We start from the raw sequence: 15,233 nt of genomic DNA, 5'->3' as shown, positions 1-15,233 counted from the left end.
GAAAGGTTGAATATCCGCCAAGTCGGCGACACCAAGGAGGCCCCCTTGGAAGCTCGTATCAATGTCGGGAAACCTATCTATGAACTCTTCGGCCGGTTTCTTCCCAGTATGGATAAACAGAGGCCCGCGATAGTCGACGGACCAACTGCGTACTTCAATTGTCTTCCGGCCGGCGACGATTAGGGCGGCCCAAGGCTGTCGAATACTGATTGCGAAATGCGGGCGCTGGCGGGTTGGCGGCGACATCGTTTTCGTCTCAAGTAAACGTCTTGATGATTTCTGTGGCGAAGCGACGCTGAAGGGCAAGAGCTGTTTCTATCGTCAAGTCGCCGTTCGAAGCAGCGACCGCCTCGCGTAGGATGCGCGGCGCCTCGAAGAGATAGTCTTCGGTCTTGTACGAAGGACTGGTAATCTTGCGTGCCCAGGTCAGAAACGCATCAACATGGATGCGCACGTTGGGATCATTGTAATGGGGGGCCTTCGCTGACGTCAAATCGACCGCACAGGTCAACGGATCGGGAGACAGCGCTGTCCGGCGCACAAGGCAGGGAATGCACACGCCGCAAGGCTGTCCCAAACGCTTCGTAACACTGCCGAGAATCTGTCGCGAAGCGAGGCTCCAACAGGTCTCTGTCTTTGCGACCGTCGAGAGAAAACGCTCTCTTCCGAGCCGTTTGTAGAGTGCATCCGCAGCCTCTCCTTTAGTGAAAACCAAGAACGGGTTTTCGACCTTTATTGTCACCGAAAACAGCGCGGTTAGCAATTGCTCGACCAATCTGTGGAGCAGCGGGTGAGCGTGCCGCGTCATCCTGTAGGTCGGTGAGGGGGGCGCGGCTATGGCAAGAGGTCCGTTTTCGAACTGCATGAGCCTGGCGGCACCGAACGAAATGGCGACGGCCGCACCCAAAGCTAGGAAGAGAGCCGAGCGATATTGGAATTGCCCGCCGATGCGCCTACGACCGCCGTCCCAGCGGCAGCCGACCTGCACATGCCGCTCAAAACCAAGTTCTAAGGCAAGCTCCTGCTGTTTCGCCTTCGCGCCGTAAAACGAGGCCAGTACGGTCTGGCTCCGTTGGTCGAAAAGATTGCCGAGACCGCAGGTGCTGTCGAGCCCGCCGGAAAACAACGAGACCGTCTCTGCTTTGCCAGACTTAGTGCGGGCGGCGTTCGCCGCAAGCGCGTCGAGCGCGTTGGATCCCTGCCGCTGCGTGAAATCGAACTGCCACTCTGTATTGCCAAGCAGGCGGAGCATTGCCGTCAGCGCCTGCATCGCCGTTACGGACCAACCGGACGGCTCGCGCAGCGGCATGGCGATCGAGACCTGCCGCAGCCGCTGGCTTGAAATTCGCTTCGGGACGTAGCGCTCAACTTCCCAGACCACACGCATGATTTCGAGAAGATCGAGTGCGCGAGGGTGCAGTCCTTCAGAGCCTATTCCGATGCCGTCGTGCCAGGCGATAGTATCCAGATCGAGAACTTGGCTTTGGCTTTCCGGGCGCGGTCCCTTCTGCAGGACGACAGTTACCTGGTTCTTGTTTTTGAGGCTCATGAGGCGGTCACCAAGGCAAAGTAATTTTCACCGATGACGCGAAGCGCATCGCGCCGTTCGGCTTTTCCTTTTTGGACGAACTTCGCATCGAATCGGTCGTAGATTGCAATCGCCAGAGTATTGGAGGCTTGCTGGACCGCCGGAGTTGCCGCGCCCAGGTCGACGTAGGACTCGGCCTGAAGGACCTGGCCAATAAGGTCGCCCAAGAACCCGCCGATCGCATTGGCGAAGACATTGCGGTCAATCGCTGCATCGACCTGCGCAACGTCGCCACGGGTTGCCAGAATGCGGTCTCCGCCGACCGACGCGACCATGAACTCTCGGAAGGCCGCCGAGGCGCTTTCAATATACCGGTCATCAACCTGGTAGGCCCTAGCTCGTAAGGCCTGGTCGATGCACGCGTCACAAAGGGCTTGCATCGATCCTAGGCCTGCATCGACCCCGAAGCTTTGCGCAATTTGCGCCCAGCCCTCACCGGCTCGCAGTCTCGCGCCAATCGCGAGGAGGTCGCCGAGAAGCGCGTTGGCAAACCCGTCTGTTAGCATGTCGCTAAAAAAAGTAGCTCTGCCCCGGTCGCGCAGCAACTCATTGATGACTCGAGTCAAACGCCCCTGATCTGGGTCCGCGGTGAGGCGCCGTGTAATTTCCCGCAAACCTTCGATGGCACGCAACAGAGAACCCTTTGCACCACCGCCACCGTCGCTCCCTGCTCCATTCGAGGTGCCGCCGTGCCCTTTCGATCCGCTTCCCGAGCCGCCGCCGCCGACGGATCCGCTACCACCTCCGAAGCTTCCGGTTCCCATTACGCAGCCTCCCACATTTCCTTGGCAGTTCGCTTCTTCCATTCCTCCGAAATCCTCTGTGAGAGCGGATTGACCAGAAATTCCCGCCAGGTTTGTCTGGAGCCGCCGGAAAGCACGTCGAGGCCAGAGAATGTGCCAGCGGCGTTTTGGGCATCTTCGCCTCCAGACAGATGCGTCAGGCGCCTGAATTCACGATGGTTCTCTTCAAGCAGCTGTCTTGCCCGATCCAGATCGAGCTGAGAACCGCGGTGATAGAGTAATTTGGCTGCACGTAGCCTGGTTTTGATGGCAACCCTTGCAGCCCACGAATGATCGAAGAGATCGAGCATCCGTAAGCGCCCCTCTAGATCTTCCCAGCTAAAAACGCGGCGGCCCTGCCTCTGCTCGTTCCAAGCAAGCCGATCGTTGGCGATCGCAGCCAACAGGGGATAGTTTCGGGCGCTGGATCCACTTGCCAGTTGCGCAAGGAGCCCGGCCGCGGCGATATCGTCGCCAGCGGCTTCGGCGATTCTGGCCCGGGTATACAGAAGCTCCGCTTCGACCTGCTTGAGGGAAAACATCGAGACCATACCGAGTCCCTCTTCGACAAGATCCTCAGCTTGCTCTCGGATGGTGGGGTCGAGAGGTCGTTGGGCGGGATCGAGTAGGCATTCTGCGGCATTGCGGGATGAAGCAGCAAACAGGTAGGCCAATGCCATGTCATTCTTAGCCTGTGTGCGAAGCAGGTCACGGATGTCTTGGTACAGCTTCAAGGCGCCTTGATAATCGTGTCGAAAATATTGCTCGAGCCGAGCGAGATCGTGGCGGAACGCCAGCACATCGGTTTCCGTCATACCCTCGCCGGCGGCGACAGCGGCTTCGGCGCTTACTAGGGCATCATTGGCATGCCGCCACATCCCCGCGATCGCCGCCGGCCGGCCGGCATCGGCTTTTAGACATTCGGCCAGCATAGCGTGTCGACGAGCTTTGTGCGTCGCAGAGCGCGGACGGAAAGCTTCGAGGACGAGCCGAGCAACTTGTGTTTCCTGGGCGGTGACGGCTGCTTGCGCTAAAGCAAGCAAAAGATCGTCTTGGAGTAGATCGCAAAGTTTTGCGCGGGTGGCGGCCAGATTGAACAAACGCAGGCGTTTTTGGACCGACCAAAGGTCGCCGCATACCGCCCATGCGGCGTTGACCACTTCCGCTGCTGCTGCGTCGCGGCCGAGAGCCAGATGCTGGTTGCAAACTTCGACAGTGGCGTCGAAGTCATGTTCAACCGAGTTTTCGCTGAGGAAGTGAATGCATTTTTCACGGGCTTCGACGACCACGTTTTTGTCGAGGTTGTCGCGGAGCGTTTTGCGGACAGTTTCCGCTAAGACGCGCCGGCTGCCAACGCGCACGAGGAGAGGGTCAAGCCGATCAAGAGCCCCTGCACTCGACCCCGTCATGCGCTCTACCTCACGTAACGCGATAGGTCGCTCGATCACACCAAGGATAGCGCAGCCGAGCGGCTCCTCCACAATGATGTTCGAGAGTTCTTCAGCGTTTGGGCGAAACATAAGCGTATCCAAAATCCAACCTGCCGTTTCGGCAGATGGAAACCGCCCGAGCACGACAACAGAGGAGCCTGTCGGCGTGTTCGCCAATACGTCCCATCCGGCTGATCGATCTGGCGGTTCGGAGAATATCACGACCACCTCTGGAATGGCCAACAACCGCGACAGGCCGTTTAGGCGCTCGGTGGCGATCGATGCGATCGCCATCGCCAGTTCGCGGTCATGAAAGCGCGGATCGAGATAGCCGTGCGCATCTCCAGCCCAGTTTCCCAGACGTTGGTCGAACGTGGTTCCTGTGCGCAAGAAAACCGGCACGACGGGGCGCCCGGTCCGCTTACGGATCATTGCCGCGACGCCAACGAGCCTCGCTCTAACTGCAACGTCCTCGACAGATTCTCCGCCATTGCTCGTAGAGATGAAAAAACGGCCCGGGGTAGCCCAAGTTTCGGCGAGAGAGGCAGTCACATCATCGACATCTGCACTGCCGGCGGCGAATTCCGGAAATTCATTTCCGGTTGCGATCAAGGGCAACGCGACCCATGACGCTGGGAAGGCTTCGTCTGCGCCCCAAGTTATGCGGTCGACAGGTTCACTTCGCGACCAGACAGCCGGCGCGGCGTAGTCCATGCGCCCACGAGTCTCAGGGAAGCTTTCGAGGCAGGCCGCACGCGATAGACCGGCAGCGATCTCGAGAGGCTCACCTGCAGCGATAGCGCTGAGGAGTGCCTCAAGCATGACCCGCGCTGTTCTGATTTGAATGCGCGATCGCATCGCCAACGCCGCGATGCCGCCCCGCTCTCCAAGGACACTGAGCATCTGGGGTGAATCGAGATGTTGGTCGGGCTGGTTGGCATTCTCCGCAAGTGAGCATGCCCAGAAAATCCAGAACGCGGGCCGCTGGGACGCGTTCATGAAGACTTCGTCTACAAAGGCGCCGAGCTCCATCCAGCCGTCATCGCCTGCGGCGAGTCGTATTCTGGGCGGCGAATGCCCGCCGTGACCGAAGAAGAGAAGGACGTTAGGGTTGAGATCGGTGACCACGCTGATGCAGTCTGCAAGGTTTTGGCGGCGAAGCTGAGTCACTACCGCTCTTTCGACCCGAGGATTTGCGGTGACGGCGGCGTTGAACACAGAGGTGAGAAACGTTTGAGCGTTGCCGGGATCGAAGGCCGTGTCGTCGCCCGGATGCCCCACCAGCGCCAGGATCCGCATCCGCGACGGCGTCTTGTCGAACCTGAAGGCTTTATCTTGGTCGATCGCCCTGACAATCGCCAACTTTCGACGGTTCGCCGTATCCAGCTGACGCTGGAAGGCCTCCCACGGCACAAGATCTGCTTCAGCTGCAGGGACACGAAGAATCGTCGGACCAGCTCTGTTGAACATGCGCTTGTCGAGATCGCTGGCGATCCCCGAAGAACCGAAACAGGAATCAAACTGCTTTTGAGCGTCTTCACTCCAAAGGTTGATTGGTTTGGGTGCGAACGGCAGATTTCGTCCTGGCACTATGAAATCGGCCGCGCGATCGATGTCGCTCAGCGTGAGCGTTCGTTTGAACAGACTGGTCCTGATTGACGCATCGACAATTCTCACGACCCCCACCACAGGCGCACCTGGTGAATAAAGTCGGGCTTAGCTTCGGTGCCCAAATGGTCATCTTTCTCGACGCCGAGAATTTGAGCAAGGAAAACCGGTGCGACGGCCCCAAACGCCAGCCCCTCCAAGGCATCGGCAGGATGGCGGAACGCCACGACGACGGCGCCCAATACAGCCAAAACGGCCAGCATCGACCAATACCAACCCGTACCGAGATAAGCCGGCCGTTTTTGGAAGCGCTTTCTGATTGCCTTGAGCAGGTCAGGCAAAATCGCCCCAATAGCGCCAACAAAAGCAGCTTGCCAAGTTTCCATCAAATCCCTCTATCTTTTCAAACTAGTTCTTTGGCCCCTTGGGGGGCACTACGGACAAGCCATATCGCCCATTTTTTGCTCCCGTCAGCCCTTACAAGATTGCTACCTTCCCGTGAATTGTTCAAGGACATTGCGTTAGCCAGGGAGTATCATTTTTGCCAAACATGCAGGGGAAAACTGTTACTCGAGTTGGCTATCCATAACTCCGATGATTAGAAAATCTCCGATCATGTTGTCGAGAACAGCGTACGCGATTTCCGTCAGCTGAAGACCTGGCTACCATCGTGAGATCGCACCTTCCTGCTCGATCCTCAACTTCAGCGTCTTTGGTCGGTTAAAATTAGGCGAATTCCTACCTCCACGGCCTCCTCGTCCAGGTGAAATCTCCTCATCCCTGTAAGGTTAAGTCACTGATCAGCAGGTACCCACTTCAGTTGGGAGGGACAATACGAGTTTCATCCTCTCGAGGTTTTGAAGGGCGCCTATTTCGATTTCAATGCCACATGCCGCCTATGTCTTCACATCAACACGTTTTCGTTCTACCTATGCTCGCGAGACTATGTTGGAAGGAATGCGGCAAACACTATGTTGATCTACCGTCGAACCAGCCTGCTCGAGTCGTCCGCCCAGACACTGGTCAACACAGTGAATTGCGTTGGAGTCATGGGCAAAGGGATCGCAAAGGAGTTCCGGGACCGCGAGCCGCAGATGTATGCGGCATATCGCAGGATCTGCGAGCAAAAGCTCCTTCGGCCGGGAAAGCTGTGGCTTTGGAAAGGATCGACCCAATGGGTTCTGAACTTTCCGACGAAGGATCATTGGCGCAATCCGTCGAAACTCGAATGGATCGAGCAGGGCCTTCAGAGGTTCGTAAGTGGCTTCTCCGAGCTCGGAATCCGAGAAATCTCGTTTCCGCGTTTGGGTTGTGGCAATGGAGGTCTCAATTGGGACAACGTGCAGCCGGTGATGGAGCATTATCTAGCCCCCCTAAAAATCCAGATCTTTATCCACGACTTCGATAAGAAGATCGGCTTGCCTGAACACCTGGAGCACGTGCCATCTATCCTGGCAGGGGAGATCGATACTGCACCCTCCTACACCGAATTTCTGTCTATGCTTCCGCGTGCCATCGAGCTCGCCGGACCGAATTTCATCGACTTGAGCTCGCACGAACGGCTCAGCGCTGAGTATGATGGGACCGAACTCCGGCTATCGACGCCCAATGTAGAGTGGGCCTTCGACGCCGAAGACCTCTGGGGCATCTGGGTTTCCCTCCAGAAGGGCTTTCTCACTCAAGAGAAGGCCGGCTGGGCGGCGTTCGAAAGTGGGAGCGCGCTGATATCGCTCCTTGCTTTGCTACCATTCGTCCGTCTCATCGAAATACAGCGCTTCGGCGACGCGGCATCCGAGCTGGCACTAGAACTGGCCCAACCGGCAACGAGCATTGCGCCCGCCGATGCCCAGTCAACCGAACAGATGACGCTGCAATGGCACTGAGCGGTGCTTTTGTAGACAGCCATATCGCCACCTGGTCGGCAAATCTGGCGGGGAGCTACCGACCCTATCGTGGTCGGTGGCCGGCAAGGCTTTTTCATCATGCGCCAATCGAAAACGCGGTGGCAATCCTGAGAGACGGGAATCTCAGGTCGAGAAACGACGCCCAGAATGCGCGGGTGAGGGATGTTGCCGGCGTTGGCGTGATCGACGCACGCAACCATGCACACGAGTTCGGTCGGATTTACTTCCGGCCGCGAACTCCGACGCAATGGCATATCGAGGGTATCCGCAAGCCTGGCGAGTGCGCCCACGGCGAGAATTCCCATGCCCCGATCCTGATCATGTTCGTTTTCGACGCTCGGAGCGTCCTTCTTCGGGATGGTGTGTGCTTTAGCGACCGGAACATGCAGCTCGCGTCTGCTTCAGTGGGTGACACCGAGGCCTACTTTTCGTCGATACCCTTCCACAAGGTCTATCATGAAGGCGATATCGCAGGTGATCGCTCAATCATTGATCACCGGTGTGCGGAGGTTTTGGTGACGTCACCGATGTCATTGGCTCAAACCTTGCAATGGATTTACTGCAGGACGGATGCAGAGGCATCGACGCTCCTCCATATGCTCGGACCTGACGCCAACGGGTGGCGCGACCGCGTGTTGGTATCTGATGACCTGCTCGTATTCGACAAGCGTTTCGTCTACGTCGAAAAAGTCGCGATCGCGCGTGATGGCGTTGTTGCACAGTTCAGCCCTCGACAGGATTACGCACCTATCGATATCCGTGTCGATGTGTGGTCGTCTGACGGGGCAAAGCGCGTCGACTACCGAAATCCCTCTAGCCCAGCGCGACCACCCCTGCCGTCAACGAGCTGGCGGTTTCCTGCACAGCTTCAAGATGGCAATTATCTGGTGAAAATTCATCTCGAAGGTCATCTTGGCTTCGCCTCGTTCATGGACGTCGGCAACAACATTTTCCTCTAACGACTTATCGAGTGAAGAACGATGACCTGAGCCGGTACTGCGTCGGGCATGGGTTTCGCCCAAGAGAGTGACTGACGCCGTCAAGCCGCAGAAAGCGCATTTGGCTGTCCAGAGCGGACGCCTCTGGCTCTCGCGGCGGCTCAATTTATAATGCGCTGTCTAAGATTAACAACCGCTCAAAATAGGTTATGCCGGGAAATATGGCCATGATCTTTTTGCCCGCCGGCAATGTGCATGGCAACCCTGTTGGCGCGAATTAGGTCGCGGATGTTTGAGCATTCGCGAGAGGAAATGAAAAACCCCTGTGATCTCGTGCTGGTAATAAGTGTCGCACAACGTTGGATTCGCATGAAATCCGCCGGTCGGTGTGTTCGGTCACGTAGACTAACGTCACGCCGCGGTGATGTTTTTCAATAGCTTAGCCAAATCAGATTACGGGCCGGCGGTTCTTATCCCTTCAAGGCGAAACCTTCGCTAGCTTCGCAGCTTTATGTCAGCCATATAAATCGGAACGCCGACGTTGGAGAGCTGCCGGTCTGATTGCGTAACTCCTTTGGCAGTGATGGGTTGGTATCCTGCACGTCAGGTTTTAAGCAGCTCAGTCATATAGTGGTCGCTCCATGGTTGCCACATTTGAGCGGTGAGCGCACCTACTGTGGTCATTCAACAATGATCGGATGTAAAAGCAGTTATTCTAATACACTCCTTCTGATAGCGGGAACCTTTTGCAAGACTGATGGATCGAATAGTGTGGCCCGATGCTGCACAAAGATGATCATAAGCTTTTCGAGGAATATTTCCTGAACGCCGAGGAGAGCTGCTTCGCCGACCCGCGTCCGCCCAGAAAACTTCTAGCGGCTGCAGAAGGTGGCTTGCACGCAGCAGATCTCAGGCGATTGTCGCACTCAATTAAGATTTTGGCCTCAGCAGGTCTAATGTCCGAAGCAGTTGCAATCACATTTGGCATATTGAGCAAGGATGTGTCCGGGGATCGATATGTCGGTTTCGACCACCCAGAGGCGTGGATGGAAGCGATATGCTGGGCGAAGAAGCAGCCTGACTTTCTTAAGGATCCGTCATGGCCCGAGCGGGTAGTTTATGTTGGTAAGGCCGCGGGTCGCCTGATGAAGCGAGGATATAGAATTGAAGCTTCGGCTTTCGGACCGTATGCATCGCTGGAAACCGTCAAGCAAATCTGCGATCAGGTTATCTCGCTGGTGAAGCTTTTAGGGGGAGCTTCCTGCGCCCAGCAGATTTTTCGGGTATTGGTTGAGAGCAAGGCAGTCCATGACGGGTTTTTCATCTTCGGCAACAGGGTATCATCAACGCCGGGAGAGTATGAGCCCGCCTATCCATGGGGCTGGCTCCTAACACTTGCCATCGCTAACCTGGGCTCTCCGGGCAGCGCAAACAAGCCAGAGGTTGCCTGGAAAACGCTAACGGATTTGGCGAGAGACTTTGCCGCCATCCACGACTGCCAGCGATACAGCCAGTACGAGCAAATGGCTGGGATTCCGCCAGAGGAGTTCGAGCGGGTTCTGAGGGAAAGTATCACATGGCGCGAGCTGTTTTCGCTTCCGCAGGCGCCGCAGCTCATCGTGATGAAAATTGGCGATGCTCTGAAAGCTTGCCTGAAGCCGGTCGATGAGGAAAAGCTCGGGTTCAAGTTAATCGATCTACTGAACGAGCTGCGGCTCCTCCTCGTTCAGAGTCACGATACCGAACTTCGGCTTTTCGCATCCGGGCCAGTTCGTGCTTCGCACCCGATCCTTTGGCGCGAAGCTTTCGGCAACAAAGACAAGGTCAATCCCGGCTACAAAGAACCGGCAGACAGTCACCGCCGAAACCAGGACAGGTTTCTGATCTTCGAAGCACCGGACAACAGCGTCGCCTTGCTGCCGCGTCCGCTTGCGGTCAACGCCGCCTGCGAGATGCTGTTTAGGTTGATCTGGCAACGGTTACCTAAAGCGCGAGCTGCCGAAGTTACGGGGCAGGTGCTGGAATTGGCGATTGCGGCCGCGTGCCGCGAGAAGTCGCCACCCATTGTGGCGCCGGATGTATCCTACGAACGCGACAACCATGTGTTTCAACTTGACGTCGGCACGCGGGATGAAGGCGCGCTCGTGCTGTTCGAGACTAAGGCCAAGTCGCTCACCGCCAAAGCACGATCGGGGATCATCTACTCGGGATTTATCGACTACGCCGATAGTTTCCTTGCGATGCTGAAGCAACTGGTGCGCCACGACTTCTATCTTCGTAAGACTGGTCTACCGCCCCTGACTTCCGGTGACGACAAGACGGAAGATCTCACGGTTTTCAAGGTGGCTGTTTCTCCGCTGAGCTACGGCCCAATCATGGACCGGTTGCTCACCGCCAATGCCATGCCGGCAATTCTGGGCCGAAGGTTCGGTTCGCTCAGCCCTATGGCCGAAGATGTAAAGGCTATTGAGGACTTCAATGCGGCAACAACCGAGGTTCTTGATCGGCTCGCCAAGATCGCGCCCACCAATGACCGAGGAGAGCTCGATTTGTTCCCATACTTCATCGATGTTTATTGGATGGACCTTGGCCAGCTACTCTATGCACTGGATCGTGCGCCATCCGTGTCTGCCGCATTCCGTCCTCTAAAGCACCTCACGTTCGGGACGAGAGATTTCTGGACCGAGATAGCGTTTGCTGACATCCAGCTCTTGACGGGCAGACATGGCTGGCGACAGCCAAGAGTGGATAGCTGATCATCTGCTCGACTCCCATCATCGCAAGCCGCCAGTCCGCTTCGCAGAGAACACACATCTGCTCCGCCCCGGAATGATCGCCCGCCTTTGGCACTGATCAGGTCGGGACGATGCCCTCATTATCTCAGCGCCGTATCAATGCTGCCCGGTATCGAGTAATTTCCTCATTATCGAGGTCGAGAAGCGGGATCTTGATCTTTGTCCCGAACACGTCGAGCGTTTCCTCACGCCAGGATACGACACCCTTTTCCGCGATATCGCTGATCGACTTCATGGCGTGCTCGGGAAGGGTGGCAAGATCGAATGCCTCCTCACCGGCGGCGGTGTTGGCGATGCCCTGCAGCAGTTGCAGGTTCAGGGCGGCGCGGCCCTCCATAGCTTGCCAGGCCTTGACGGTGCCGAACGAAGACCGAGACAGGACTGCCGACGACCATCGGACATTCTCGGCATGGACCTTGAATTCCTTTCGGATCATCTCGTCCTTCTCAGCCGGGCTCAGGTCTTCAATCTTCTGAAGCTGCTCGACGGCCTTCAACGTGTTGGCTTCCACCTGTCGGGTCATGCGGGCGCCATTCGCCGGAATTGCCGCTTTCGCTTGAACCTGAACCGCCGAATTGGTCTTCTGGCAATACGCAACCAGATCGATCTCGCGACCATCCCAGATGACATTTGGCTTGCTCACGACGCCAGGCAGGGCCTCGAAAATGGGCCGCGCATGGGCAAGCAGTGAAGGCTCGAGTTCTGCCGAGACTAGTTCGTCGAACTGCTTGCGACCGACTTGATTAAGGACAAAGAGGATATTCCGCTCCGGCGTCATCAGATGCAGCGAGCGCGGTGACAAGAGAAATGCGTCGCCAAGGACTTGGATCGGCGCCAGATAGCCGTCGCCGGAGATCGTTTGGCCACCTACTGCAGGCTCCTGAAAATATGCAAGGATCTTGTTCACACGGTTGCGTGGAACCTTGGTGAGCTGATCGATCACGCTCAGTACCTGTTTCGACGAATGAAGCGGAGCAACCCACTCGTGGACTGTATGGAGGTAGCGAACTCGCGTCTTTCCCCGCTCTTGAATAGCGCCGGCTTCCGCCGCCTTCGCCATGTTGAGGCACCATGTGGCATAGGCCATCAGTGCCGCCCTTACCCGCTGGAATTCATCATGGGTGAATCCAAGTACCCGCTCATAGGCTGTCGCGCCGACAAAAATGTTCTCGTGAACACCGTTCAAGTGGAAATCGTAGGCCGCGCGGAGGCTCGTTATGAAGTCTTTTCCTCCTCCGCGGGGCCACGTGTCTATCATGCGCAGATAGCACGCCACATCAACACGAAAGTCGTTATCAAGTACGGTCAAAGCGAGTTCGCTGGCGATCACGTCCAGCGCCTCGAACCGTTCCGCGGCTTCGGTCGGATATGACAAACGGAAGCCATCCCCCGTCTGCTCAACCCAGAAGGCGCCGCGGTGTGCGAACGGCATCAGCTCGCTGAAATGGGCATAGATCAACGTCTTCCCGATCTCCGCATGCATCTGCTGTGTTACCGTCTCGAGATCCTTGCGCAATGTCTTCTGCGTGGCTGCGCCAGTGCGACTGAGATAGCCCCTGCAGAGCGAGAGACGCGCCAGCGTGGTGGCACCCTTCTCAGCATCCGGTGGGCGATGTCCGGTAAATCGTCCGCCGCTGAACGCTGCATCGGCAATCAGGAGCATTCTCGAATACAGCGCCCGGAACGACAACCCCCAGATGGATAGCGCCGCCACCTCCTTGTCAGCCTCTTTCTCAAACGCTCTCAACGCCTCAAGGGCGGCCTTCTGGTTATTGTGGGGCATGGCATCGCTCTTGGATCAGGTTAGGCGGGGGTTGCGAATACTACGATCTATGACTTTGCCAGAGGAGGTTGGCAATTTGTGCCGGACCGTTGCGGCAGACCCATTTTACCCGTGCATTTCGCGTTGAACATACCTATTGTCCGCAGTGCGGTTGCGCATTGGGTAAGCGACCCTGATGAGCTGCATGAATGTCCTATAACAAGCTAACGCCTCTGAAACTTGGGCCTTTGCCCGTCGAAACGCTAAAGGCATTTGGAATAATGGCGGCCCCCGGAGAGGTCGTTTTTACGGTCGCAGCGCAAAAGCATGCGATCAAAGGCCATGCGGAAGAGTTTGCACTTTGCCTGCGCTACATCGATCGCGCCGTGCAATCCCCGACCCATGTGGGGCAGGCGCCCCAGCACAAGGATGTTGGCGTCGAGCTGATCTATGAGCATGTGGTCGATAAGGTGATCATCCTGGTGGCGGTTCATCTGGAACAGACCAAGGATGGCAATTACATCGTCAAATCGACATATCCCATTGCGCGGGACAAGCTGGAACGCCGGATACGGAAAAAGTTCATTGTCGCCACAAAGTAAAAAACCCGCCATAAGGCGGGTTTTTTAGATTGTTTTCGGCGGGCGCTAACGTCCGCATCTCTTGGTCTTTCGACTACTAACCACTCTTGCGAATGGCGCGTGGGGAAGCCGTTCCCACCTCGAAAACAAGTGGGCTCTATATAACCCTGCATACTGTGTTTGTCAATGCCGAGTTGATGAACCTGTACAGGCCGCCTGTAGCGTCGGCCAGTGGTAGTCCCCTGCGCACGCGATGGCAACGGCGCGCCAGGTGTGATTAAAGGCATCAGGAAAAGCGGGGCTATCGTGTCTCGAAGGGGGAGGGGCGGACCATCGCGTCCATGTTGTCGTCAGTCGGCCGCCCCCCAATTTCACGGCAACTGCTCATTCGGGTGGGCAGCTCAGGCCTGCTCGTGCATCCGACGCCGATATCGCCTTCCGTGGCCAGGTCAGGCAGTTCGATTTTCGGGTTAGCGCACCTGGTTTTGATTAGACCGCTGGCGAGATTACCGTTGGGCTGACTGTACCGACCGAAGGTATCGGCTTTAGCGTTGGCGATGAAATTGGCGTAAAGATAGGGGGCAGGGTCTGTCTCACGCTGCACAGTAAGTGATCAAGTTATGCCCTTATCGAGCTTGAGGCCACGGCTTGAGGCCAACTTATTGGAGAAATAGGCTTTTACGGTCCTCGCAATGACATAGCCGGTGGTTCATATCCTTTCAAGAGCGTAGATACCATCGAGCTTTGGTTGGTTATGGTAAGCCGGATACAGTATTGGAGTTGTATGATAGATCTCTGTCTATCGCATCACGAGCGTTCCGCGACATAAACCACAACGTTTGCGCTCCGTTTCTCGTCCAACAAGTCGGGATCTAGTAAGCGCCCTGCGTGCTCAGTCCGAAACGCCCCAGCGACATCCTCTCCGCAAAGCTCAGTGATGGCGCGGTGAAGTCGACGACCCATCAGTGCCAAAGGTTTGTCGAGCAGGTGACGTTGTGTACCAACGCTTATCTGCTTCATCTGTGTGGAAGGCTTGTTGTTTGCGACCATGGCCCTCAGTCGGGAATTGGCATCATAATGGACCGTTACTCGAAGCCGCAGGGGACGCTGAGCATCGGAATCCGTGTCTATTTTTGCTAGAATTTCGTCGATTGCCTCGCGAGTCATTAGATGACTACTTGCGACATTGGGGACGTGCTCAAGGCGTTCGGGAAATTGTCTGAGTGCGACCGCCTCGGATTCCTCGCCGACGATGTGAAAGGCTGAAGGAGTATCCGCGAGCCATTCTTGCCGTTTCACGATCGCACGGTGTTTTGCGTCGACATCACCATACCTTGAAATCGAAAAGCTCTTTGTCCTTGCTCCGTCGGGAGAGGAAATGTAGGCGACCCATCGCGGCTGAGGATGATCTGCCTTGTAGACGCCGGATACGCCGCTGTGTTGTCGCTTCTCAGGCAGTTTGCCGTCTCTCTCAGGGTTGCCGGCGGCAAAGCGTGCATGATTGCGTCCGATAGTCGCGTGCCTGCTCGAAGGCAACGTCAGCAGATCCGTAAGCGGTATCCTTAAAGGTGCGATTGATGTGCCGCCCCTGTCGACGCAGCATCACTCGCCATGCGCCAGCGATGCCACCCCGAGGCGGTAGGCGCTTGAGAGCATAGATGTGGGTGCTATCTCCAGACTTCGAATTCGCGCCCGTACTGCAATCAGGCTGAGCTGTTGGGGCGTCAAATCTTCGTTTATCGCGGTCTTGAATTTCCAGGACGGCACCTATCTTAGATTGCGTCGGACACTGGTGGCACTCGCATCGTAATCACGCCTTGCTGATCATACGTTGTGAATTTCGGG

General features: G+C 56.7%; 10 protein-coding genes. 4 read left to right on the top strand and 6 right to left on the bottom strand.

The annotated features are described in order from the left end of the window. Positions 1-256 precede the first annotated feature (256 nt). From HGP17_RS14890 to HGP17_RS14875, 4 genes are read right to left on the bottom strand one after another with little or no spacing between them, the layout of a single operon-like run. The gene (locus HGP17_RS14890) at positions 257-1,549 is read right to left on the bottom strand and encodes a hypothetical protein (RefSeq protein WP_168810217.1); all 1,293 of its coding nucleotides are present in this window, start codon (positions 1,547-1,549) and stop codon (positions 257-259) included. Then, the gene (locus HGP17_RS14885; protein WP_168810216.1) at positions 1,546-2,394 is read right to left on the bottom strand and encodes a hypothetical protein; all 849 of its coding nucleotides are present in this window, start codon (positions 2,392-2,394) and stop codon (positions 1,546-1,548) included. The genes HGP17_RS14890 and HGP17_RS14885 overlap by 4 nt, the downstream gene beginning before the upstream one ends. Then, positions 2,352-5,477 carry a hypothetical protein gene (locus HGP17_RS14880; RefSeq protein ID WP_168810214.1) on the bottom strand — a complete coding sequence of 1,042 codons (3,126 nt, stop codon included), beginning with the start codon at positions 5,475-5,477 and terminating at the stop codon, positions 2,352-2,354. Before HGP17_RS14880 ends, HGP17_RS14885 begins: the two co-directional genes overlap by 43 nt. Continuing rightward, positions 5,474-5,794: a hypothetical protein gene (locus HGP17_RS14875; protein ID WP_168810213.1), complete on the bottom strand. Its 321-nt coding sequence runs from the start codon at positions 5,792-5,794 to the stop codon at positions 5,474-5,476. The genes HGP17_RS14880 and HGP17_RS14875 overlap by 4 nt, the downstream gene beginning before the upstream one ends. 585 nt (positions 5,795-6,379) lie before the next feature. Here HGP17_RS14875 and HGP17_RS14870 point away from each other — a divergent pair. The 3 genes from HGP17_RS14870 (at position 6,380) to HGP17_RS14860 (ending at position 11,006) form a co-directional block, all read left to right on the top strand. Next, entirely contained in the window at positions 6,380-7,291 is a 912-nt protein-coding gene (locus tag HGP17_RS14870; RefSeq protein ID WP_168810211.1) for a macro domain-containing protein, read from the top strand. Next, positions 7,282-8,271, top strand: coding sequence for a DarT ssDNA thymidine ADP-ribosyltransferase family protein (locus tag HGP17_RS14865; RefSeq protein WP_168810209.1), 990 nt, complete (start codon positions 7,282-7,284; stop codon positions 8,269-8,271). Before HGP17_RS14870 ends, HGP17_RS14865 begins: the two co-directional genes overlap by 10 nt. A 758-nt stretch (positions 8,272-9,029) precedes the next feature. Continuing rightward, positions 9,030-11,006, top strand: coding sequence for a hypothetical protein (locus HGP17_RS14860; protein WP_168810207.1), 1,977 nt, complete (start codon positions 9,030-9,032; stop codon positions 11,004-11,006). A 124-nt stretch (positions 11,007-11,130) separates the two neighbouring features. Here HGP17_RS14860 and HGP17_RS14855 read toward each other — a convergent pair whose 3' ends face one another. Next, the gene (locus HGP17_RS14855) at positions 11,131-12,828 is read right to left on the bottom strand and encodes a hypothetical protein (RefSeq protein ID WP_168810205.1); all 1,698 of its coding nucleotides are present in this window, start codon (positions 12,826-12,828) and stop codon (positions 11,131-11,133) included. A gap of 188 nt (positions 12,829-13,016) precedes the next feature. Here HGP17_RS14855 and HGP17_RS14850 point away from each other — a divergent pair, with 188 nt between their 5' ends. Next, positions 13,017-13,409: a hypothetical protein gene (locus tag HGP17_RS14850; protein ID WP_168810203.1), complete on the top strand. Its 393-nt coding sequence runs from the start codon at positions 13,017-13,019 to the stop codon at positions 13,407-13,409. A 786-nt stretch (positions 13,410-14,195) separates the two neighbouring features. Here HGP17_RS14850 and HGP17_RS14845 read toward each other — a convergent pair. Next, positions 14,196-14,924: an AP2/ERF family transcription factor gene (locus HGP17_RS14845; RefSeq protein ID WP_168810201.1), complete on the bottom strand. Its 729-nt coding sequence runs from the start codon at positions 14,922-14,924 to the stop codon at positions 14,196-14,198. Positions 14,925-15,233 lie beyond the last annotated feature (309 nt).

It is taken from the genome of Rhizobium sp. P38BS-XIX (genome assembly GCF_012641435.1).
Lineage (GTDB): Bacteria > Pseudomonadota > Alphaproteobacteria > Rhizobiales > Rhizobiaceae > Rhizobium.
Note: the sequence above shows the minus strand (reverse complement) of the source record. Positions and strands in the feature narration are given on the sequence as shown.